The sequence below is a fragment of the Helicobacter sp. genome, assembly GCF_014799995.1.
Taxonomy (GTDB): domain Bacteria; phylum Campylobacterota; class Campylobacteria; order Campylobacterales; family Helicobacteraceae; genus Helicobacter_D.
Genome location: NZ_JAAVGY010000053.1, coordinates 36270 through 58587 on the forward strand (window position 1 = coordinate 36270; position 22318 = coordinate 58587).

21 protein-coding genes are annotated in these 22318 nt (G+C 39.2%); 11 read left to right on the top strand and 10 right to left on the bottom strand.

Features of this window, described 5'->3' with window-relative positions; genetic code table 11:
- The first annotated feature begins 83 nt into the window (after window positions 1-83).
- Window positions 84-605 (top strand): hypothetical protein, encoded by a 522-nt coding sequence (locus HDT10_RS08175; RefSeq protein ID WP_290882146.1) that lies wholly within the window; start codon window positions 84-86, stop codon window positions 603-605.
- A 199-nt stretch (window positions 606-804) separates the two neighbouring features.
- On the opposite strand, the gene HDT10_RS08180 is transcribed toward HDT10_RS08175, so the two are convergent.
- Entirely contained in the window at window positions 805-2910 is a 2106-nt protein-coding gene (locus HDT10_RS08180; protein WP_290882149.1) for an RNA degradosome polyphosphate kinase, read from the bottom strand.
- A gap of 135 nt (window positions 2911-3045) precedes the next feature.
- Between HDT10_RS08180 and purM the strand changes: the two genes are divergently transcribed.
- The 4 genes from purM to HDT10_RS08200 all read left to right on the top strand — a co-directional run bounded on the left by purM (window position 3046) and on the right by HDT10_RS08200 (window position 7424).
- Entirely contained in the window at window positions 3046-4038 is a 993-nt protein-coding gene (gene purM, locus HDT10_RS08185; protein ID WP_290882152.1) for a phosphoribosylformylglycinamidine cyclo-ligase, read from the top strand.
- A gap of 86 nt (window positions 4039-4124) precedes the next feature.
- Complete coding sequence (locus HDT10_RS08190) at window positions 4125-5240, top strand: SH3 domain-containing protein (protein ID WP_290882155.1); 1116 nt, start codon at window positions 4125-4127, stop codon at window positions 5238-5240.
- A gap of 27 nt (window positions 5241-5267) precedes the next feature.
- Window positions 5268-6056, top strand: a complete 789-nt coding sequence (locus HDT10_RS08195; protein ID WP_290882158.1) for a shikimate dehydrogenase — start codon at window positions 5268-5270, stop codon at window positions 6054-6056.
- An 87-nt stretch (window positions 6057-6143) separates the two neighbouring features.
- Window positions 6144-7424 (top strand): polynucleotide adenylyltransferase, encoded by a 1281-nt coding sequence (locus HDT10_RS08200; RefSeq protein WP_290882161.1) that lies wholly within the window; start codon window positions 6144-6146, stop codon window positions 7422-7424.
- A 184-nt stretch (window positions 7425-7608) separates the two neighbouring features.
- Here the strand turns inward: HDT10_RS08200 and argB are convergent, their stop codons facing one another.
- On the bottom strand, window positions 7609-8463 hold the full coding sequence (gene argB, locus HDT10_RS08205) for an acetylglutamate kinase (protein WP_290882164.1): 855 nt from the start codon (window positions 8461-8463) through the stop codon (window positions 7609-7611).
- Between the two features lie 53 nt (window positions 8464-8516).
- On the opposite strand from argB, the gene HDT10_RS08210 reads away from it, so the two are divergent.
- Both HDT10_RS08210 and HDT10_RS08215 read left to right on the top strand, forming a co-directional pair.
- Complete coding sequence (locus HDT10_RS08210; RefSeq protein ID WP_290882166.1) at window positions 8517-9455, top strand: D-2-hydroxyacid dehydrogenase; 939 nt, start codon at window positions 8517-8519, stop codon at window positions 9453-9455.
- A gap of 27 nt (window positions 9456-9482) precedes the next feature.
- Entirely contained in the window at window positions 9483-9926 is a 444-nt protein-coding gene (locus tag HDT10_RS08215) for a YqaA family protein (RefSeq protein ID WP_290882169.1), read from the top strand.
- Between the two features lie 93 nt (window positions 9927-10019).
- Here the strand turns inward: HDT10_RS08215 and HDT10_RS08220 are convergent, their stop codons facing one another.
- The 8 genes from HDT10_RS08220 to HDT10_RS08255 all read right to left on the bottom strand — a co-directional run bounded on the left by HDT10_RS08220 (window position 10020) and on the right by HDT10_RS08255 (window position 18972).
- Window positions 10020-10835 (bottom strand): DNA-processing protein DprA, encoded by an 816-nt coding sequence (locus tag HDT10_RS08220; RefSeq protein WP_290882171.1) that lies wholly within the window; start codon window positions 10833-10835, stop codon window positions 10020-10022.
- 9 nt (window positions 10836-10844) lie between these two features.
- On the bottom strand, window positions 10845-12974 hold the full coding sequence (locus tag HDT10_RS08225; RefSeq protein ID WP_290882174.1) for a hypothetical protein: 2130 nt from the start codon (window positions 12972-12974) through the stop codon (window positions 10845-10847).
- Window positions 12975-13025: 51 nt separating this feature from the next.
- Window positions 13026-14069 carry a divergent polysaccharide deacetylase family protein gene (locus HDT10_RS08230; protein WP_290882177.1) on the bottom strand — a complete coding sequence of 348 codons (1044 nt, stop codon included), beginning with the start codon at window positions 14067-14069 and terminating at the stop codon, window positions 13026-13028.
- A 7-nt stretch (window positions 14070-14076) separates the two neighbouring features.
- Window positions 14077-14310, bottom strand: coding sequence for a cell division topological specificity factor MinE (gene minE, locus HDT10_RS08235; RefSeq protein ID WP_290882180.1), 234 nt, complete (start codon window positions 14308-14310; stop codon window positions 14077-14079).
- Window positions 14307-15092, bottom strand: coding sequence for a septum site-determining protein MinD (gene minD, locus HDT10_RS08240; RefSeq protein ID WP_290882209.1), 786 nt, complete (start codon window positions 15090-15092; stop codon window positions 14307-14309). The genes minE and minD overlap by 4 nt, the downstream gene beginning before the upstream one ends.
- Before the next feature lie 78 nt (window positions 15093-15170).
- On the bottom strand, window positions 15171-15875 hold the full coding sequence (locus tag HDT10_RS08245) for a ribonuclease HII (protein WP_290882183.1): 705 nt from the start codon (window positions 15873-15875) through the stop codon (window positions 15171-15173).
- Window positions 15872-18295: an endopeptidase La gene (gene lon, locus HDT10_RS08250; protein WP_290882186.1), complete on the bottom strand. Its 2424-nt coding sequence runs from the start codon at window positions 18293-18295 to the stop codon at window positions 15872-15874. Before lon ends, HDT10_RS08245 begins: the two co-directional genes overlap by 4 nt.
- Window positions 18296-18303: 8 nt before the next feature.
- Window positions 18304-18972, bottom strand: a complete 669-nt coding sequence (locus HDT10_RS08255; protein ID WP_290882188.1) for an outer membrane protein assembly factor BamD — start codon at window positions 18970-18972, stop codon at window positions 18304-18306.
- A gap of 275 nt (window positions 18973-19247) precedes the next feature.
- Here HDT10_RS08255 and fliW point away from each other — a divergent pair, with 275 nt between their 5' ends.
- From fliW to HDT10_RS08275, 4 genes are all read left to right on the top strand, one after another.
- Window positions 19248-19676 (top strand): flagellar assembly protein FliW, encoded by a 429-nt coding sequence (gene fliW, locus HDT10_RS08260; protein WP_290882190.1) that lies wholly within the window; start codon window positions 19248-19250, stop codon window positions 19674-19676.
- Between the two features lie 9 nt (window positions 19677-19685).
- Window positions 19686-20429 (top strand): pyrroline-5-carboxylate reductase, encoded by a 744-nt coding sequence (gene proC, locus HDT10_RS08265; RefSeq protein ID WP_290882192.1) that lies wholly within the window; start codon window positions 19686-19688, stop codon window positions 20427-20429.
- Window positions 20430-20432: 3 nt separating this feature from the next.
- Complete coding sequence (gene miaA / locus HDT10_RS08270; protein WP_290882195.1) at window positions 20433-21371, top strand: tRNA (adenosine(37)-N6)-dimethylallyltransferase MiaA; 939 nt, start codon at window positions 20433-20435, stop codon at window positions 21369-21371.
- Between the two features lie 82 nt (window positions 21372-21453).
- Window positions 21454-22318, top strand: an 865-nt coding sequence (locus HDT10_RS08275) for a cache domain-containing protein (protein ID WP_290882199.1), incomplete at its 3' end; no start/stop codon positions are given.

The following is a 22318-nucleotide window of genomic DNA, read 5'->3' on the forward strand; positions in this document are numbered from 1 at the left end:
TTTTCTCTAGGATTCCAAAAATAAATTCCCAAATTGTAAGGACTTTTTGCCCTCACGCGCAAATATTTTCCGAATGTGCCTATTTGGCTTGTAACCAATGGCATTTTGCTTCCAAAGCAAAATCAAGAGTTTTGGGAATCTTGCAGAGAAAATACCATAGAAATACACCCGACAAAATATCTCATAAAGATAGATTGGGACGAAATACAAAGAATCTGCAAGGAACAAGGTGTGGTTCTAAAGTTTTTATGGATTCTGATAAAGAACAAAAAGTGATGACAAAAATGATTCTAAATCCTAAGGGCAATTCTAACCCTTTTCAAAGTTTCATTGGTTGCACACTCAACCAATGCGCACAACTTTACGAGGGCAAGCTTTACCCTTGCACTTTTACTGCTTATATTGAACATTTTAACAAGCACTTCTCGCAAAACTTGCAAATCACATCTTTAGACTTTATAGATATTCACAAGCCCAATCTTGCCTACCAAGAGATTCTGAATTTTATGGCAAAGCCATTGCCTTTTTGTCGCTATTGTGATACGATGAAATGGCAACACATCGGGGAATGGAAAAATTCTAAAAAAATATTTCTGAATATTTAAAGTAACTTAAGCGCAAAGATTCTGCTTAAGACGAAGTAGAAAACTTCAAAGCAATACTAGATTATAGATTGCTTCGCTACGCTCGCAATGACACGGTGGTTAGCCTTTTTGTCATTGCAAGCAAGTTTTAACTTGCGTGGCAATCCATAATAGCCCGCAATTTAAGGGAATTGCGAGATTCTATGGAATCGCGGGGATCTTAACTCTCTTTAAGCATTCGTCTTGCGAGTTTTTTCGCCTTGACTTCTTCTGCCTCGCGTTTGAGTGAAGCATAAAGCGTATTCGTATGGTCCTCTAGCATTTTTTGGCTATTGGTTGGCTTTTCACCCTCTTTTGGTGCAAGCTTAATGTATTCCCCATCGCTTTGGAGTTCGTGCGCTTTTGCATTATCTTCACTTTGAATCTTGATGATTCCAAAAAGTTTATCCGCCAAATTATCCTCAAAAACGGGTGTCATAAGCTCTACACGACGCTCTAGGTTTCTAGGCATTAAGTCTGCACTTGCAAAATAAATTTGCACTTTGGCGTGCTTGAAGTAGTAGATTCTCGCGTGTTCTAGGTATTTGCCCACGATAGAAATCACACGGATATTTTCACTCACGCCTTTAACGCCGGGTCTTAGGCAACAAATCCCACGCACGATTAAGTCTATTTTTACACCCGCAGCGGACGCTTTATAGAGTGCCAAAATCACATCGGTATCTACGATAGAATTTGCTTTTAGAATGATTCGCCCCTCTTTGCCTGCTTTGGTTTCGTTTTCTATTAATTCTAAAATCTTTGGTTTGATTTGCAAAGGCGCGGCAAGCAAAGAATTAAGCTTGGATTTGTGAGAGAATCCTGAAAGATTATGGAAAAACTTCGTCGCATCTTGCGTAAATTCTCGCTTAGAAGTCATATAGCTAATATCGGTATAAATCTTCGCCGTGCTTGGGTTATAGTTCCCTGTGCTTAAATGCACATATTCGCGCAATTCACGCCCGATACTCTTAATCACAAGGGCAATTTTTGCATGCACTTTAAGTCCGGGCACTCCATAAATCACATGCGCCCCTGCGGATTCTAATGCGCGCGCCCAATGCAAGTTGTTTTCTTCATCAAAACGCGCTTTAAGCTCTACTAATGCGGTAACTTGTTTGCCATTCTCTGCCGCTTCAATCAATGCCTTAACGATTGGGGAATTTTTCCCTACGCGGTAGAGCGTCATTCGGATAGAAAAGACATCGGGGTCTTTTGCTGCACTTTGGATAAAATTAACCACAGGGTCAAAACTCTCATAAGGCTGGAATGAAAGAATATCTTGAGAATCCAAAACAGAAAAAATATTCGCATTGGAATCTAGCGGTGGCAACATTTTAGAAGTATAGCTTGGGAAAGTCAATTTAGCGAAGTTTTTATTGCCCACAATCTCCCAAAGAATATTAGAATTCATCGGTGCTTCGCATTCATAAATGTCTTCGGGAGTTACCTTGATATATTGCTCTACGAAATTTTTAAGCTCTAAATCCTCTGTTTTTTTGATTTCTAAGCGGATAATTTCACCCTTGCGGCGAGATTTTAACCCCTCTGTCATCAATGCCATAAAGTCATCGCCTTCTTCTTCTTCAATCTCCATATCCGCATTTCTTGTAACCCTAAACGAAGTCCAGCTCAATACCTTGAATCCCGGGAAAAGCTCGTTTGTAAATTCTGCCACAATAGAATCTGTATGGAAATAAGTATCACCCAAGCGCACAAATCCCGGAAGCATTCGTGAAATACGCGTCATACCGAACTTAATCTCGCTTGGATTGTCAAGGCTTTGAAGCTTCAACGCCAAAACATAACTAAGATTATTCAAATGCGGAAAAGGGTGTGTAGCATCTACGGCAATTGGCACGACAATCGGATAAAGATGATTGACAAAATATTCTTGCAATTCTTTTTTCTGATTCTTATCCGCTTCGCTGTAAGTTTTGATACATAACCCAAGTTTGCTTAATTCCTCTTTGATTCCAAAATAACACGCCTCTAATCGTTGTTTTTCTAGCTTAAGATAACTACGAATCTCGTCTAATTGCTCTTTAGGCGTTAATCTATCAGGACCACTTTCTGTAATGCGTGCGCTATAAAGTCGTTTCAAGCCTGCCACACGCACCATATAAAATTCATCTAAATTCGTGCCATAAATAGCAATGAACTTTAAACGTTCCAAAAGTGGATTATTAGAATCTTGTGCTTCACTCAATACGCGCGTATTGAAGCGCAACCAAGACAACTCACGATTGATAAAATTCGCTGGCTTATTAAAAGTATTTTGCGCCATTTTAAACTCCTTTTGCTCAAATTTTACTCTTATTATAGTGGAAATCGCATAAAACTTGCCTTGAAAAATGCGTAATTCTAAGCTTTAAGTTGTAATTTTGTATCATTTGGATTAAATTTATCTTGGGAAATTGATATGGAAAAACTTAATTATAAGGATTCTGGCGTAGATATTGTTGAGGGAAATGCACTCGTTGAAAACCTCAAAGGACTTGTGAAACAAACCTTTAGCCCTAATGTATTAGGAGGAATTGGCTCTTTTAGTGGAGCATTTTTGCTACCAAGTGGTTATCAAGAGCCTGTTTTATTGGCGGCAACTGATGGCGTGGGAACGAAGCTAAAACTAGCCATTGAAAGCGGAATCCTTAATAGCGTGGGGATTGACTTAGTCGCAATGTGCGTGAATGATTTGATTTGTAATTTCGCAACACCTTTGTTTTTTTTGGATTATTATGCCACAGGCAAACTAGACAAAGATTCCGCACTAGAAGTGATAAGTGGAATCACGCAAGGGTGTCTGGAAGCAGAATGCGCGCTTATTGGCGGAGAAAGTGCCGAAATGCCCGGAATGTATCAAGACAAAGATTTTGATTTGGCAGGCTTTGCCGTTGGGATTAGCGAGCGCGCAATGGTGCAGAGAGAATCGCAAGTCAAAGCAGGCGACATACTGATTGCCTTACCAAGTAGCGGGATTCACTCTAATGGCTATTCTTTGGTGCGCAAGATTCTTTCTCAACACAAAATCGCACTAGATTCTATGTTTGAGGGCAAACCCTTGATTGAAACGCTCCTAACTCCAACAAAAATCTATGTCAAAACCTTTAAAAAGCTCCAACACAAAATCAAAGCCCTTGCACATATCACAGGGGGAGGGTTGATTGAAAACTTGCCCCGTGCCTTGCCGCAAAATGTCAGTGCCAACCTCATTGCAAAAAATATTCGCTCCTTGCCAATCTTTGAAATGCTTTGCCAATATGTCCAAGAAGAAGACAAATACCGAACTTTTAATATGGGTGTCGGTATGGTGCTTGTGGCAGGAAGCAGTGAAGTGGATTATATCCTCAAAGAATCTGATGGTTATGTATTGGGTGAATTAGTCTATGGAGATAGAAGCGTAAATTTTATTTAATTTTAAAAATTTTACGCTATAATCTTGTGTTTAAACCTTATTTATGATTAAGTTTAAGCTATTTCAACGGGAAAAGAATTATTCTAATGCTTACGAGTTTAAAGAAGTTTTTAAAAGTTTATCCATTGCCAATCTTTGTGCTTTTGCTTAGCTTTGTTATTTATTATTCCGCTTTTGAAATTATACGCAAACGAGAGCTTCACTCTGTCGAACCTAAAACGGAAGTAGATTCTATGCTTAATGAAAGCAATCAAGTCGTAACGAATGCCATAGAGCCATTGGAGTCCAATACAACACCAATGATTCCACAAGAACCAGAAATCCCACTCACACAAGAACCAAAAGACGAACCAATACAAACTCAAATGCCAAAAATTTATCTTGTTTCCAATACTCCCTCCCTCAATATTCGTCAAGAACCAAGCACCAATGCCGCAATTGTTGGTAAGCTTACACCAGCAATCCAAGTGATACTTTTAGAAGAAAAGGGTGAGTGGATTTTCATCGCTAATGCCGAAAGTGAAAAGCCATTGGGTTGGATTATGAAAAGATTTACTCAAGAAATCACTCCTCTAGCACAAATACAAACCAACCAACCACAGCAACCACTTGCTACTCCCACCCCAACGGCAACCCCTAAAACCTACATTACTTCCAATGTATCTTCCCTCAATATTCGTCAAGAGCCAGATACTAGCTCTACTATTATTGGCAAATTAACACCCTCTCATAAAGCTGTGCTCTTAGAAGAAAAAGGAGAATGGATACTCATTGGGACTTTTGAAGATGGCAAAGTATTGGGTTGGATTCTCAAAAGTCTTAGCCACGAGCTCCCACAAGAAATTAAGATTTCAGAATCTAGGGATTTCATTCCAAGCCAAAGAGAATCGCAAACAACTTTAACGCCAATGGAATTGGAATCCCAAAACAACCAAACACAACAGCAACAACCTCAAATGAGTGAAACAAAACAAGAGACACCTCCTCTAGCGCAAGACACTCCACTCTATACTTCTAGGGTTGCTAGCCTTAACATTCGCGAACTCCCCTCTACGGATACACCTGTCGTGGGTAAATTAACGCCCGATGATTCTGTCATTATTGTAGAGACACAAGATATTTGGGTAAGAATCTTAGACGCCAATACTCCGTCCATTAAAAATGGTTGGGTTGTGCGCCGCTCACTTGTTCCGCGTCAATAAGCAGCAAACTTCAAGCAAAGGAATCTTATGCAGTTTGCTGTTATTGGCAATCCGATTCACCACTCCCTCTCTCCCGTTTTACATAATTCCGCTTTCAAAGCCTTAAAAATTTGCGGCTTTTATGGTCGCTATTTATTAGAATCTCATCAAGCCTTTTTAAGCCTTAAAAACCTACACTTAAAAGGTGCTAATATCACCGTGCCCTACAAAGAAACTGCACTAAAATTATGCGATGAAGTTTTTGGCATTGCGCGTGAAATCGGTGCAGTCAATACTCTTGTCTTTGAGGATGAGAAAATCTTAGGTTACAACACAGACGCGTTAGGATTCTATCAATGTATAGAGTCGTTCCATTTAAACAACGCCTTAATTATTGGGGCGGGAGGTTCTGCGAAAGCTGTTGCGTGTATTTTAAAAGAAAAGGGCATATCTGCAACAATTATTAACCGCTCTAAAGAGCGTTTGAAAAATTTCGCACAAGCGGGATTCCAAACTGCAGCCTTTGAAAGCTTCACCCCGCAAGAAAAGTATGAAATCATTATCAACACTACACCCGCAGGACTTACTAGCGATTCTCTCCCTTTGGAGTGCGCGGTGCTTACCTCACTTTTAAGCTCTGCCAAACTTGCTTTTGACTTAGTTTATGGCACAGAAACACCTTTTTTAAAACTCGCAAAAAGCTTGAATATCCCACAGAGTGATGGCAAACAAATGCTCATCAATCAAGCAATTTTGGCATTTGAAATCTTTATGGAATCCCAAAAAATCACGATTGATAAGACAATCTTGCGTCAAAGTATGCAAAACGCATTATAAATGCGCAAAAAGGCGATAAGGAAATCTATGTGCAACCACTATTTAAAATATTTTGCATTGATTCTAAAATATGTTTTATAGGCAATAATGGAAAAGACGGCTTGCACTAAATCTCTCTATCTCGTTGGGGGTGCGGTGCGCGATAAGCTCTTAAACCAACCCCTTAAAGACAAAGATTATGTCGCAGTTGGTTATAGCGAAGCAGACTTCAATCACTTACTGCGCGTGGGCAAAAGCTTCCCTGTTTTTTTACGCGAGGACGGCTCGCAAATCGCTTTAGCGCGTAGAGAGAAAAAAATTCGTGCAGGCTATAATGGATTTTCTACACAAACGCACCAAGTTTCATTGGAAGAAGATTTGAAGCGGCGGGATTTAACGATTAATTCCATTGCATTAGACGAAGCAAGCGGAGAATATTATGACCCCTTTGGTGGGATAAAAGACTTACAAAACAAGATTCTACGACACACTTCAGAGGCTTTTTGTGAAGACCCTTTGCGCGTGCTTAGAATCGCAAGATTTCGCGCACGTTTTGGAATCTGTTGGAAAATCCACCCCAAAACAAAAGTGCTGATTTACGAAATGCGCGAAGAATTAAGATTCCTAGAACCAAATCGCGTTTATCAAGAAGTAGAATCCGTGCTCAAAGCCCCCAACGCTTCTTTATTCTTTGAAACGCTTTTTGAATTAGGCGTCTTGGATATTATTTTTCCTCACCTCTATGCACTTACAACACTCAAAGAGGGCAACTTGCACCACTTAGAAGCTTCAGTTTTTGTCCATACGATGGAGGTATTAAAGGTTACAGAATCGCTATTAAAGACGACTTTAGCCCCCATTGCCAACGAACCTGACTTTGACAAACAAGCCTTGATTTTGAAATTTGCCGCTCTTTATCACGATATTGCAAAACCTTATTGCTATCGTCATTTTGGTAATTCTAGCGGGCACGACAAATTAGAATATCTTTTGCCAGCCCTTGATATTCTGATTCCAAAATCTATCCAAAAACCTATGCTACAACTTATCAAAAATCATATTAAAATTTACAAATTGGAGGAAATGCGTCCCTCTAAGGTGATAGAATTTTTTGATTCCTTTAAAAAAGAGGAATCCTTGTTACATCTACAAATTGCCTTATGGATTGCGGACAAACAGGGACGCATTAGCCAACAAGGTTTGGATTCCTCTCCTACGCCAAACCCAGCCTTTCAAGAGCGTTTATTACACGCATTTAGGGCATTAAATGCTTATTCTCCGAAGATTTGGTTAGAATCCCAAAAAGCCCACCCCAAAGGTGAAGCCATTAAAGCACATATTTTGCGAGAAAAAATTAAGATTTTGGATTCCGTGTTTTATAAAGATTAATTTCAAATTCTTCCACTTATTACAAGAATATTAAAAATTTTCGCGGCAATCCAAATCAAGCATATTTGAAATTTACAACTACATCATTGCGAGATTCCGCAAGGAATCGTGGCAACTCATTAACGTACGAAACAAGATTCTTTCGTTGGAATCATTTTGTTAGCCGCCTCCTCACAAAGACACATTATTCTGCCATAAATTCCGTCCCAATCCCTGCACTTGTAAAGAGCTCCAAGAGCAGAGAATGCGGGATTCTTCCATCAATGATATGTGCCTTTTCTACCCCGCCTCTCACACAATCCAAACACGCCTCTACCTTTGGAATCATTCCCCCGCTGATTGTGCCATTGCGGTAAAGATTCTCTGTTTGCACAATATTAAGGGATTCTATCACCTCTCCGCTTTTATCCAACAAGCCCTTTGTGTCGGTTAAAAAAATTGCCCTCTTCGCTCCTGTGGCAATTGCAATCGCACTTGCAGCAGAATCCGCATTGATATTAAACCCTGGGTGTCCTGCTTCCTCACCACAAGCAATGGGTGCAATCACCGGCACTAAATTTTGCGCAAGCAGATTATCAATCACTTCTCCACGTGTCTCAAAGATTTCGCCTGTGTATCCGTATTTTCCATTATCCTTTGGCTTTGCTTGAAACAAAGAGGCATCTTTTCCACTTAAGCCTAGAGCATTCACTCCGTGAAAATTCAAAAATGCTGTAATTTCTTTGTTAATCTCCCCGCTAAGCACCATTTCAACAATCTTTAACGCATCAATACTCGTAACGCGCAACCCATCAACAAACTCACTTTGAATCTTAAGGGCATCAAGCAATTCTGTAATGCGCTTCCCGCCTCCATGCACAATAATAGGCTTAATTCCTAGCATATAAAGCATCACAATATCAATCGCAAATTGCTCCTTTAAATCTGGATTTATCTGCGCCGCTCCTCCATATTTAATCACAATTTTAGAGCCACGAAAAAAACGGATATAAGGAAGCGAATCCAAAAGAATAGAAACAATTTTAGAATAGTTACGCATTTTCCCTCTTTATGTTGTAAAATTATGCGAAATTATAACGAAAAGGATTCCAAATGCAAGAAAAAATTGTGTTTTTAGATGGATTAAGTTTAGGCAAACACAACTTAAAAGAACACCTAGAAAAATATGGCAATTATACAGAATATCCACTCACCACACCAGAGGAGACACTAGAGCGCACGAGAGGTGCTACGATTGTGCTAAGCAACAAAGTCGTATTAGACGCTCCAATTTTAAAAGCACTTAAGGGGGATTTGAAACTGATTTGTATCACTGCTACGGGAATGAATAATGTGGATTTAGAAACTGCCAAAGAATGCGGAATCGCTGTCAAAAATGTCGCAGGCTATTCTACACAAAGCGTGGCACAACATACACTAATGATGGCACTAGCCTTGAGTGCTAAACTCCCCTTGTATGATAAATTTTGTAAAAGCGGAGATTATGCTAAAAATCCTCTTTTTACCAATCTTTCCAAGCCTTTAGAACTGCTTTGTGGCAAAAAATGGGGAATCATTGGCTTAGGCACAATTGGAAAAGAAGTGGCAAAGCTTGCAAGCGCGTTTGGAGCAGAAGTTTGTTATTACTCCACAAGTGGAAAAAATCTTAATGCCTCCTATCCACACAAGAGTTTAGAATCCTTGCTTAAAGAATGTTATGTCGTCTCAATCCACGCGCCTCTAAACGCTCAAACACAAAATCTCCTCAACGCAAAAAATCTAAAGCTGCTGCAAGAAAATGCGATTCTCATCAATGTTGGACGCGGCGGAATCGTCAATGAAGCAGATTTAGCTAAAGAGCTAAAGAGCCGTGAAATCTATGCGGGATTTGATGTTTTTACCCAAGAACCAATGCCAAAAGACCACCCATTTTTGGATTCCGCTCTTGCCAACCAACTACTTTTAACGCCACACAATGCGTGGGGATATGAGGAGAGCAAACGCATCTTGGTAAAGGGTATCGTCCAAAACATTGCGGAATTTTTAGGATAAATTTGCGAAAAACCCTTAAGGGAATCAATGGAGATTTTAGAATCTTTAGGACTTGTCGGGCTCTTACTGATTTGTTTTTTGGCAAGCAGCTTATATCCCTTGGGCTCTGAAGTCTTTGTCGTAGGATTCGTGGCGTTAGGATACTCGGAGATTGCCGTATGGTGCATTGCAACACTTGGCAACACGCTTGGCGCACTCACTACTTATGCTATTGGCTACTTCGGAGATACCCGACTAATGCAACACTATTTTAAAAATGCCCATACCAAAATCTACCGTTACAAAAATGGAATCCAAAAATACGGATTTATCTTCGCTTTCTTTAGCTTCTTGCCTTTTGTTGGAGATTTATTTGCTTTGGCACTTGGAGTCTATCAATATCCTTTCAAAAAGGCTATCTTTTTCATCTCTCTTGGCAAGGGTTTGCGATATTTGGTACTTTTAGGTGCATTCTCTTGGTGGCAAGCATAGTTTCATTTAAGGCTTTTAACTACTAGATTAAATTAACAGAATCACAAAAATTATTGGGGATTTCAAATAATGCCCAATTATTACAAGCAATATTTATAATACTTCAATTCTGCCATTTTTTCGGCTAATTTTCCCCTCTAATTCATATTCAAACAAAATTGCGCCAAATTTCAAAAACGCCTCTTCAAAAAGCGGATTTCCCTTACAAAACTCCAACACCTCATCTTTTGCCCTCACCGCTTGAGATTTAGAATCCTGCTTGGAATCCTCTTGTAACCCTAGCGATTCTACAAACACATCTATATCCCAAATCACTTGGGCTTTGCCACTTTGGGCTAGACTCTGTGTGCCTTGACTCTGTCCTATATGGTGCGGAGGCACAAAGACTTGCTTGCCTAAACTTAACGCATAATTTGCGCTCTGCATAGACCCGCTTTGTAAATCCGCTTGAGCAATAATCACACATTCCCCAAGACTAACAACTAATTTGTTGCGTTCCAAAAACGAAAAGGTATGCGGCTGATAAGGAGAATCAAACGGGCTTAACACCAACGCTTCACGATAGATTTTCTGAATCATCTTGGCATTGGTTTTGGGATAAATAATATCCAATGAGGCAGGCGAAACCATAATCGTGTGCGGCAAAGAATATTGGTGCGCAATAATATCTGTGCCAAGTGCGCCCCCACTAACGACAATTACGCCCTTTTGAGCAAGTTTGCGCGCAATCGTTTGGGTGAAACTTTGGGCATAAGGATTGGGATTGCGCGTGCCAACGATTGTGATTTTGCGCCTATTTAATAATTCTAACTTGCCGCAATAAAAAACCTGTTTCAAACCCAAATGCGATAATTCGGGCGGAATCGCAGGCAGAGGCAAAATCGCAGAATCCTTTAAAAAATCCTCCAAAATGCTTCTTTAGGATTCTTTTTGGACGAGATGAATCACGATAGAATCTACAAAGCCATAACGGCGATAACCATCTCCCTCGCCATCTCCCTCAAATTCTTCTAAAATCTCTTTAGCAGGGTGGTCTTGCAACATTCGCACAAGCTCTATGCTTTTGCCATAACGTTCAAAATAACGTTTAATTGTAATTGTCCAATTCACATCGGGGATTTTTAATGCGAGTTGAATCTGAACCAGATAAGCCGTCTTTAGAAGTGCGGCGATTTTATCTACCCAATAATGGATTTCCATATATTCGCCAAAGATTACCATTGCGTGCTTTGCATCGCCTGTTTGTGCATAGGTTTTCGCTTCTTCATAACGTCTTAAAAAATCTTTTGTAAATTCCTTAAATTGCTGCATAGAACGCAAGCTTTCAATTTCATCTACTAGCGAATAAACCTTTTTAATATCCTTTGCCTCAATGGCGGCAAGCAGATTTTCTTTTTGCTGCATAAGCACAATGCGTTCATTAGCCGCACGTTTTAAAGGAGGGAATACAAGTAGAATCTCTGCGATTTTCTTTGCCTCGTTATATTTGAAATCTTTCTCCAATTCAATCAAATTTGTAAGCATTCGCTCGCCCACTAAAAGCACTTTTTTATATAAATCTGTTTCACGCAAAAAAGAAAACTGAAAGGTGAGGCTAAAATATTCTTTGAAATTCTGTTTTTTGATGAGCATATCGGCTTTTTCAAACACATCACAATTGCGCAAGAGTTGCACAATGAGTTCTTTTTTGGGCGTATTGTTAAAAGGGGCTAGGGTTTGCTCCGCTAGACGTTGGTTTGTGCTGGCATTTTCCATTAGAAGTTTTTTTGCGTTAAAGAATGCCTTATTCCAAATATTTTCTAATTTCTCATAGGCTTGTGTTTTAACCAAAAACTTCGTGGTTTTAAGCATTTCATAGGCTTTGGTAAAGTCTTTTTTGTTGATGAGTTCTAAAAAGGTTTTTACTCCGTCTTTTTGGGATAAATAGAAATCAAATTCACTCTTTTTACGTTCATTGACGACAAAGGGGGCAGTGAGTTCGACTGCACGTTCTATTTCGTTTTGATTCAACAACGCAATTGCCTCGTGTAGAATCTCGGGCCACGCCTCATCAAACATTTTTGTCAAGGGGTGAATACTTAAGAATACATTCTTATTAATCGCTTCACGCGCACTTTTGTAATCTTTCTTTTGAAGACTAGATTCTAATTCTTCTTTGCCCTCATTGTAATCAACGATTAACAATGTCCCATCAATCGCCCCAATGTATAAATGCCCACAAGAAAAAGCAAGCGAAGCAATGCCCGCGTGCTCATTTTTAATCTCCATAGCCTTGCTATTGTCTTTTAAAGAGAGCACATAAAGCGTATCCGAGCGTGTGCCTACAAGTGCATAGTTTTCTTCCTCTGTAATCGCAATACTTGTGGGCCAAAAGGCAAAGGGATATTCATTAGAAATGATTTTGCCCTCTTTTAAACTAAAAATCACGCTCGCATTATTGCGACAAACAAGCAAAATCTTTTCATCGTTTTCAAAGAAACAAGAATCCTCTACGACATCATTAGTCGCGAAATTAAAGGCAATCTGATGACGCAACACATCAAAAATCATCGTAAATTTATCAAATCCGCTAATTGCGATAAAGTCTCCGCTTTTGGAAAAACGAATCGTAGAAATATAATCCGAACGCGCTAATAATGAAGAAATAGATAAGAAGCTTCTCCCCTCGTATAAAAAAACTCTGCCATCTTGTCCGCCTGTGGCAAAAAACCTTCCATCGTGAGAAAATGCGCAAGATTCTATATCGCCATCGTGGTCTTCTAATGTAGCAATATGCTTCAGATTAGAGCCTTTGAGCTCCAAAATAAATGTTTTTTTTTCTCCCATTATTGGAAAACAAAAATAAGAATGTGGGGAGATTCCAAAGGCGTGGGAGTAGCGGTGGGGAGATTCTATGTCTTTAATCACACGAACGCTTGCAGCAATATGTAAGTTTTGGTTGATTTCAGAAATATAAAAAACATTGTCTATGCAGAATGTTGAATCTTGCACGCACGCAATACTTAAAATGCTTCCTTGTAATTGGCGAGTTTCTTTTGGAGCTGTCATTTGAGATTTCCTTTCCAAAATATTTTAGCATAATTTACTTTATAAAAATGTTTATGGTGTGATAATTTCATTAATATACACAAGCTCTACTCCACTTTTTGCCAAATAATCCTCTGCATTTTTAAGAGCCAACAAAGTCTCTTTATGAGGGTGTCCAATCGCAATAGCATAGCCTTTGGTTTTTGCGATTTTAACGGCTTGGATTAGATTTTGCGTAATCTTAGGAATATTCAATTCATTATCCAAAAACACATCACGTTCCAAAAAATCTCCTTGACAAGGATTCAGTTTTTCTTGAAAATGCGTAGCATAAAAGGCTTTTGTCTTGGTATTTGGAGCAGTTTTAGAATCCAAAAAACTAATTTTATATTTGGCAAGTGTTTCTAAAAGTAACTTCATAGAATCTAAATTTTGTGTGAATTTGCTCCCTGTGTGATTATTAAGATAAGTTAATGTGGGGAAATCTTGCTTGATGGCTTGGATTCTTTGTTCTATTTTGGCTTGTGAGTCTCCGACAAACAACCATTCGTGTTCCGCTTGATAAAAACGCAATGCTTCTAAGGGCAAATGCACCATAAAAAACGGAGCAATTTTTGCGATGTTTGGCGTTTGTGGATTGGTTTTGCTTTTAGGAAAAAGTGAGGGGGTGATTTTATATTTGATTTTGGTTAGGGCTTGGTATTGCGCAAAAGTGCCAATATCGTCTATGATGATAGCAAGTTGTGGCTTGGTGCGTTGGCATTGTATGGTTTGTTTTGCAATAGACGCTTCTTGCGATTCTATTGTCGCATTTGACTCGGTCTGTGGAATCAGATTTGTGGGTTCTTCCTTTAAGGATTCTATGGTAGAATCTGTCTTGAGTGCCTCCAAATTTTCTTTTAGAAAATCAATATTTTTTTGAATCAATTCTACATTATTCTGCGCAATCGTTACATTAGATTCCCTATGGAATCTATCCGATTCCACTTGCAAAGGCTCTCGCGTGGTTTCAGGGGACTTGGGAGTTTTTGGGCTCTTTTGGGGGATAAAGTTAAAACTAAGCAATACAAGCAATAAAGCTATAATGCCAATCGTTATAGGTTTAACTTTCTCCATTGAAGAGTTATTTTTCTAATAGAATCTCAACTTCAAGCGTATTGAAATTTTGATTAGAATCCGTCTTAATATCAATCTTTTGGGCTTTGGTGTATTTCTTAATCACCTCTAATATTTCTTGTTTCATTCTCTCCATATAAGGCACATTAATGGCGCGTTCGTGTGCCAAAATTAATGTTAAGCGGTCTCTTGCCTTTTGGGCAGATTTTTCGCTACCAAAGAATTTATCTATTAAACTCATGAAAACAGCCTTCCAAAGAATCCCTTTTTAGCCTTTAATTCCAAATAAGGCACTTCTTCACCTAAAATTCGTTTTGCGATATTTTGATAAGCAAGAGCCGAGAGAGAATTGCCATAAATCACGGGTTCGCCTGTATTAGTAGAGGAGATAATCTTTTCATCTTCTGGCACGATTCCAATCAAAGGCAGTGCAAGAATGTTTAAAACATCTTCCACACTTAACATTTCACCCTTTTCTACCATTTCGGGTTTGAGGCGATTGATAATCACATGTTTTAGCACTTCTTCTCCCTCTTGCGCCTTTTTGCTCTTCGCGTCAATGATTCCTATGACTCTATCCGCATCGCGCACGCTTGAAACCTCCGGTGTAGAGATAATCAAAGCGCGGTCAGCAAGAAAAATCGCGTGTTCAAACCCCCCCTCAATCCCTGCAGGAGAATCAAGCAAAATAAAGTCAAATTCTTCTTTGAGTTTATGAATCAATGCGGAGACTTTTTCTTTGTCCAAAATATTTTTATCTTTACTTTGGCTTGCAGGCAAGAAATAAAGGTTTTTTGTTTTTTTGTCATTAATGAGGGCTTGGGAGAGATTGCATTCCCCTTCCATTACATTCACAATATCATAGACAATGCGATTCTCTAAGCCTAGAATCATATCTAAGTTGCGCAAGCCAATATCAAAATCCACTGCTACGACCTTTTTGCCTGCATTCGCCAAGCCAACTGCAAGATTCGCAGTTGTAGTGGATTTACCCACACCACCTTTACCCGAAGTAATTGTCATCACACATCCACTCAAAATAACACCTTCATTTCAAAATTAAAAGCGAAAGATTATATCTTTTGAAGCATTTAATATGGATTAAATATAAAAATTTTCAAAAAAATTTGGGGTTGCAAGGGACTTGAGATGATAAGTCTTGCGGTGTGCTACACAAAATCCATTTTGGGCGATGGCATTTAAATGTGCTTTGGTGCAATAGCCTTTATTGTGCGCAAAGTCATATTGAGGAAACTCTGCGTGCAAAGATTTCATCTCTGCGTCTTTTGCGCTTTTGGCTAAAATACTCGCCGCACTAATGCTATGGAGCTTGGAATCTCCTTTGACAAGTGTCTTTAAATGCGGAATCCCAAAGGCACAATTCCCATCAAACACATAAAAGGGCGCATTTAAATGGGCTAGAATCTCAAGCAGAGATTCCTTAATGCACGCACTCAAGCCTTTTGCGTCAATCTGTTGGGAAGTTTTTTTGACAAGGTGGAATTGCGCACAGGATTTTATTTCGCCACTCAAAGAATCTCGGACGCTTTGGGAAAGCTTTTTGGAATCCTTGATTCTATTTAAAAGGCTTTGGCTTGGGGATTGTAGCACCACGCCACAAACAAAAAGCGACCCCGCCACACAACCCCTCCCTGCCTCATCAATTCCGCAGATTTTAGGATATTGACAAAAGGGAATCGCGAGAGATTCTAAAATCTGCTCTAAAGAATCCAATGGCATAGAATCATCGCGCTTCATATCGGGAGCAGACTCCCAAAGAGAAAGAGTTTTTTGCGATTCTGTCATTTTTCTAAAATTATCTGCAAAACTTCTTTAAACTCGCTCACAGGGTGAATCCGCAGACCCTCTCTAACCTCTTGTGGAATTTCGTCCATATCGCGTTCAAAATTTTTCTTTGGAATCAATACCTCTTTCATACCCGATTTATAAGCCGCAATCAACTTTTCTTGCAAGCCTCCAATGGGCAAAACTTTACCCCTTAGAGTAAGCTCTCCTGTCATTGCTACATTGCCCCGCGCTTTTTTATTTGTCAGCAAGGAAGCGAGTGCGCTAGCAATTGCGATTCCAGCACTTGGTCCGTCCTTTGGTGTCGCTCCTTCAGGCACATGCAAATGCACATCAAAACGATTATAAATCTCGCTAGCATTTGGCTTCGCGCCCTCTTCTTTTTCTTTCTGCGTTTGGGGAATTAGCTTCTTATCAATCTTGAGCACTCCACTATCAATCAGGGATTTGACATAGGAATAGGCGATTTTCGCGCTTTCTTTCATCACATCACCCAAGTTTCCGGTCAAATGCAACCCCCCTTTGCCTTTGATTTTGAGTGCTTCAATCTTGAGTACATCGCCGCCTACACTCGTCCAAGCAAGCCCATTGACTAACCCAACCTCTGCGCTCTTGCCCGCATTTTCAAACTCAAAAACAATTTTGTCCAAAAATTCGTGTAGATTTTTAGAGGTAATTTGGATTTTTTCTTGGGGAGATTGCAAAATGTTCTTTGCCACTTTGCGCAAAATTTGTGCAATTCTGCGGCGGAGATTCCGCACTCCCGCTTCTCTGGTGTATTTTTCAATCAGCATTTTAATTGCACTAGCCGAAAAGCTAATTTCGCTATTTTGCAAGCCGTGCTTTTTAAGCTCTTGTGGGATTAAATATTTTTTGGCAATTTGTTCCTTTTGACTTGGCGTGTAGCTATTGATATTGATAAACTCCATTCTATCACGCAAAGGTGCTGGAATCGCGCTAATGTCATTTGCAGTTGCAATAAAAATGACTTGCGACAAATCTATATCAAAATTTGTATAATAATCTCTAAATTCCTTATTCTGCTCTGGGTCTAAGATTTCCAAAAGCACAGACGAAGGGTCTCCGCGAAAAGAATTGTGGATTTTATCAATTTCATCTAGCACAACAACCGGATTCATTTCTTTTGCATCAATCAAGCCTTGCACGATTCTACCGGGCATTGCGCCGATATAAGTCCTACGGTGTCCGCGCAATTCATTCACATCTTCCAAGCCACCGAGTGCGATTCTGACTAATTTGCGCTTGAGCGCAGTGGCGATAGAGTTTGCAAGGCTTGTTTTGCCCACTCCCGGAGGTCCATAAAAACACAGAATTGTGCCTTTATTCTCGCTATTGTCTCCCTTGCCGCGCAATGCAAGCAATTCGCGCACCGCAAAATATTCCACAATGCGCTCTTTTGGTTTTTCTAGCGCGAAATGGTCTTTATTGAGCTGCTTTTCTACCTCATCAATCTTAAGCGACTTTTGCGCAAAGAAACCGAAAGGAATCTCTAAGACAAGTTCAATATAGTTTTGTAGCAAATTCGCATCAGCACTATCTTGGTGCATACGGGAAAGTTTCGTAATTTGCTTAGAAATCTCCTTGTAAGCGTCCTTGCTCATCTTGTTTTTTAGTTTTTCTAATTTTTGGCGATATTCTTCTATTTCGGCATCTTTGCTGACATCTCCGCCCAATTCTTTTTGAATCTGCTTTAATTGTTCTTTTAAAAAATATTCCTTGTTGATTTTCTCCATTTGAGAATTAACTTTGGTTTTAATCTCTTTTTGGATTTGTTGGGCGCGAATTTCCTCCATTACGATTTCAATCAGGTTCAATAAGCGCTCTTCAGGATTATTTTCTTTGAATATCTTATAGGCTTGGTCTTTTTTAAGACGAATCGCACTTGCAATCAAATCTGCCGCACGATTGGGGTCCATTGTCTCATTAATGCTTTTCAATAAATCTTGTGGAAAGTTTTGCGAAATATTATAGAGATTGCGCAATCTCTCTTTTAGAACAGACAAAATCGCCTCTATACGCGCAGAATCAAAAGGCAGAGACAGGATAGGCTCTATTTTGCCTGTGAGTGGTAGCATTTTGGAATCTATATTGAGTATTCTCCCACGACTTAAACCCTGAAACAGAATCTTAACGCGTCCCTCGGGCAATGCTACGCGGCGCATAATGATACCAATCACGCCCACATCATAGAATCCTATATCGCTTTCTCCGATTTCACTGGATTTAGAAGCGGTGATAAAGATGAGTTTCTCTTGAGATTCCATTGCCACTTCAATGGCTTTGAGGTTTTCCTCATCACTGACAAACAAAGGAGCAATCATAAAGGGATAAAGAAACATCTCCTCTTCCACAATCACGGGCAAGATTTTTGGAAACTCTCCATAACGTTCTAATTGCATATTGCCTCCTACCATTCAAAGATTCTTTGATACCAAGGAGAATGTGCCTCTTTATAATAAACGTCTTTAATCCAAGCATTTTCGTCAATTTTTTGTTGATAAATCTCGGCGGCATTTTCCTTGCCTCTGCGCTCATAAAGCTTGATGATTTCTTTATTCAAACTCAAATTTGCCAATTCAAGTTTTAAGAGCATTGTATCTACCATTGGACGGTAACGTGAATAGGGATATTTTTCGCCAAAGGCTTTGGCTTCGTTAATGGATTGGAGCAATAACTGCTGGTCGCGGAATCGCTTGCCGAAAGCAAAGTAATTCGCCTGCAATTTCAAGTATTGCATAAAGTCAATATTCTCTGCATTTCCAAAACGTTTAGCAAACTCATCAAAATAGAATCCCGCTAGCAAATATTCCTCTTTTTGCATATGGGCTCGCCCCAAAATCAACATTGCCTCGCCTACAAGTGGTGAATGCAAATGCTCACTTTGTAAAGAAACGAAATAACTATCTGCCTTTTCTAAATCATCAAAGCGGATTTCCTTTAACATATTTTGATACCAATAGTCTGCGGATTTATTAACCTCGTCCAAAGCCAAGCCGCTATTAGTCTTAGACGAACAAGCACCCAAAAATATGAATACGCAGAGGATAGAAAGAGAGAATTGGATTATTCTTAACATTGATAAATTCCTTAAGATAAATTTCGTATTATCACCCTAAATCTTAGGTTTTTAAGCCTTATAATCCTTGACGCTTGCGTCTGCAAAATCTAGCAAAATATCTCTGAATCAAAAGCCAAAAAATATAAAAATAGTCGTAATTATAGCGGATTTGTAGTAGATTTTATAAATTTTCTTTAAAATAAATTGATTTTTCGCTTTTATTTACGATAAAATTCTATTTTTATAGAAATTATTTTTGAATGATTTTTAATGCTAGAGTGCAAGGAAAAGCAATGGAATTTGTAGTTAAATCCCCGATTTTAGGCTTTGAACATATCCAAAAGATGAAACTAGAAAGAATCGCAAAAGACGATGAAACCTTTATGCAATTAAAAAGTGGCGAGAGTGATGGTATTTCTTTCACATTGGTTAATCCTTACGCAATGCGCACAGATTATGAATTTGAGATTCCTTCTTCTATTAAAGTTCTTTTGGATTTGCAAGGCAAAACCAACACAGACCCACAAAATTCCAAACTCGTTACACTTAATATCGTTTGCGTCAAAGAACCCATTGAAGAATCTAGCGTCAATTTCCTAGCCCCTTTGCTCTTTAACTTTGAAAATCTTACAATGGCACAAGTTGTCTTAGAAAATTTCAAATACGAAAATTTTGGCTTATCTGAACCAATTTCAAAGTTTTTTGACTTCAGCAAACAATAGAATCTCACAATGAAATCTTTAATCCTTTTAGGCTATGGTAAAATGGCAAAAGCCTTAGCACAAGGCTTAAGAAGTAAATACCAATTACGCGTCTGCGGTCGGAATCCTGCTAAAGTCCAATCATTTTGCGATGAGTTAAACTTAACCCCTTTGTTTTTAGAAAACTCTACAATCTCATTCAAAGAAGACGATGAGATTCTCCTCTGCATTAAACCCTACGCACTCAAGGAATTTTACTTCCACGGCAAAGCGAAATGCGTTTATTCTATCCTTAATGCCACAAAGATTACTGCCTTAAGAGATGCGATAGAATCCCAACACTATGTCCGTGCAATGCCTAATATCTGCGCAAGCATTGGTCAGTCTATCACAACTCTTTGTGGCGACTTAGAGGCCCAAGAAGAAGCCTTTGCAATCTTTGATTCCATTGGTAAAAGTCTATGGCTTGAGGAAAAGCATTTTCCTTTAGCCACAGCTTTGGGTGGTTGTGCGCCGGCATTTTTGGCTCTTGTTGCCGAATCCCTTATTGATAGCGGCGTAACTTATGGTTTAACGCGTGAAGATTCTACGCAAATTGTGCGCACATTATTTAGCGGCTTTGCAAGTCTCTTAGAACAAAACCACCCCACACTGCTTAAAGAAAGCGTGATGAGTCCGGGAGGTTCTACGGCACAAGGAGTAGCAATCCTAGAGAAACACGCACTCAAAAACGCCTTTTTAGAGGCTATTTTAGCTTCTAAAAACTTCGCTTAAGTCTTGCAAACTTTTGCGATTTTGGGCGGTAGCGGCTCTGGTAAGAGTGCATTATCCTTAGAAATTGCTTCCATATATGATTGCGTGATTCTCTCGTTAGATTCTTTGAGCATTTATCAAGAAATTGACATTGCAAGCGCAAAACCTAGTTTGGAAATGCGTCAAGGCATTACGCATTTTGGTATAGACATTTTGCGCCCAAACGAACCCCAAAATGTTTATAATTTCATTCAAGAATACTACCGCGCAAAAGCGTTTTGCGAAGAGAATCATAAACATCTCTTAATCGTTGGGGGCACGGGATTCTATCTCAAATCTTTGCTTATGGGGCTTTCACCCTCACCTAAACTCTCACTATCTGAAAAATCAGAAATAGAATCCTTAATTCACAATCTAGGGGATTTGAAAGCGCAATATGCGTTTTTATCCCAGATTGATTCCCTTTATGCGAGCAAAATCAAACCACAAGATTCTTATCGCATTATGCGTGCATTAGAAATTTACTTCTCCACACATCTTACCCCTAGCGTATATTTCGCAGCCTATCCACCAAAACCCATTTTGGAATCCTGCGAAATCTTTGAAATTACCCTTGAGCGCGCCTTACTAAGAGAAAGAATCAAGGAGCGCACGCAAGAAATGTTAAAAAATGGGCTTTTAGAAGAAGTGCAAACACTCATTGCGCGCTATGGCACACAATACCAATGGGCAAAAAGCATTGGTATTAAAGAAGCATTGGAATATTTGAATTATGATTCTGCACTCACCCAATCTGCGCCCATTTCTTCTTTAGAATCCCTAAGCGATTCTATTTCCACACACACAGCCCAACTCGCCAAGCGTCAAAGCACCTTTAACAAAACACAATTTCTCCCGCATTTTTGCGGCACAGCGACAGAAATTTACTCCGAAATTGCCTCACAAATTTCTTTGCAATTTTAAAGTATTCATTTTTGGGCTTTTAAATTCTTAAGATATATTGTATAATTAGCACTTTATTCTCACTTCATAAGGAAAATATTGTATGAAACATCTTTCGTTAAAGTTCAAAGTTTTAGTTCTCGCACTAGGTATCATTATCGGTTTGGCAAGTATATTTTGTGTCATTGAATACTTCAAACGAGACATTATTGCCGACACAAAGACTGAAATGATAGAAATAATCGGCGAAGAAGTGGAGCAAAAAATCAAACTTGCGACAGATACCTTAGCGGAATCTTTAGGAGAGCTTGTAGAAGGATTAGATGAACCTTCACAAATTGCCATTATCGCAAAAGCAATTGAAAAATTCCGATTTGAAGAGGATAAGAGCGGATATTATTTTGCCTACAAAGAGTATGTCCCTGTGGCACACCCAACGCGTAAAGATTTGATTGGAAAATCTCTCTATGAGGCAAAAGACCCTAAGGGCGTCTATTATGTGCGAGAATTATTTGAGACTGCAAAAACACAAAAACAGCAAACAAAATTTGTGCGCTTTTCCTTTAGCAAGCCTCTCCCTGATGGCACACTTGGCACGGCGCAAAAAGTCGGCTACGCCGCAATGATTCCTAACACTCAAAACATTTGGATTTCCACAGGCGTTTATGTAGATACCTTAGATGAATACTCTAGTAAGATTTCCATAGACATCATAGAAATTATTAATACATCATTGTTTAAAGCCCTTGCAATTGGGGTTATTGTTCTATTGGCGATTTTAGTTCCGTTATTCTTAATGTTTTATAGCAACCTTATCTTCAGCGTGCGCGCCATACAAACAAATCTTGTTCGCTTCTTCTCCTACCTCAACCACGAAACAGATTCTGCAAATCTTATCAAGATAGAATCTCAAGACGAATTCGGCATTATGGCAAAAGAAATCAATCAGAATATAGAGAATATCCAAC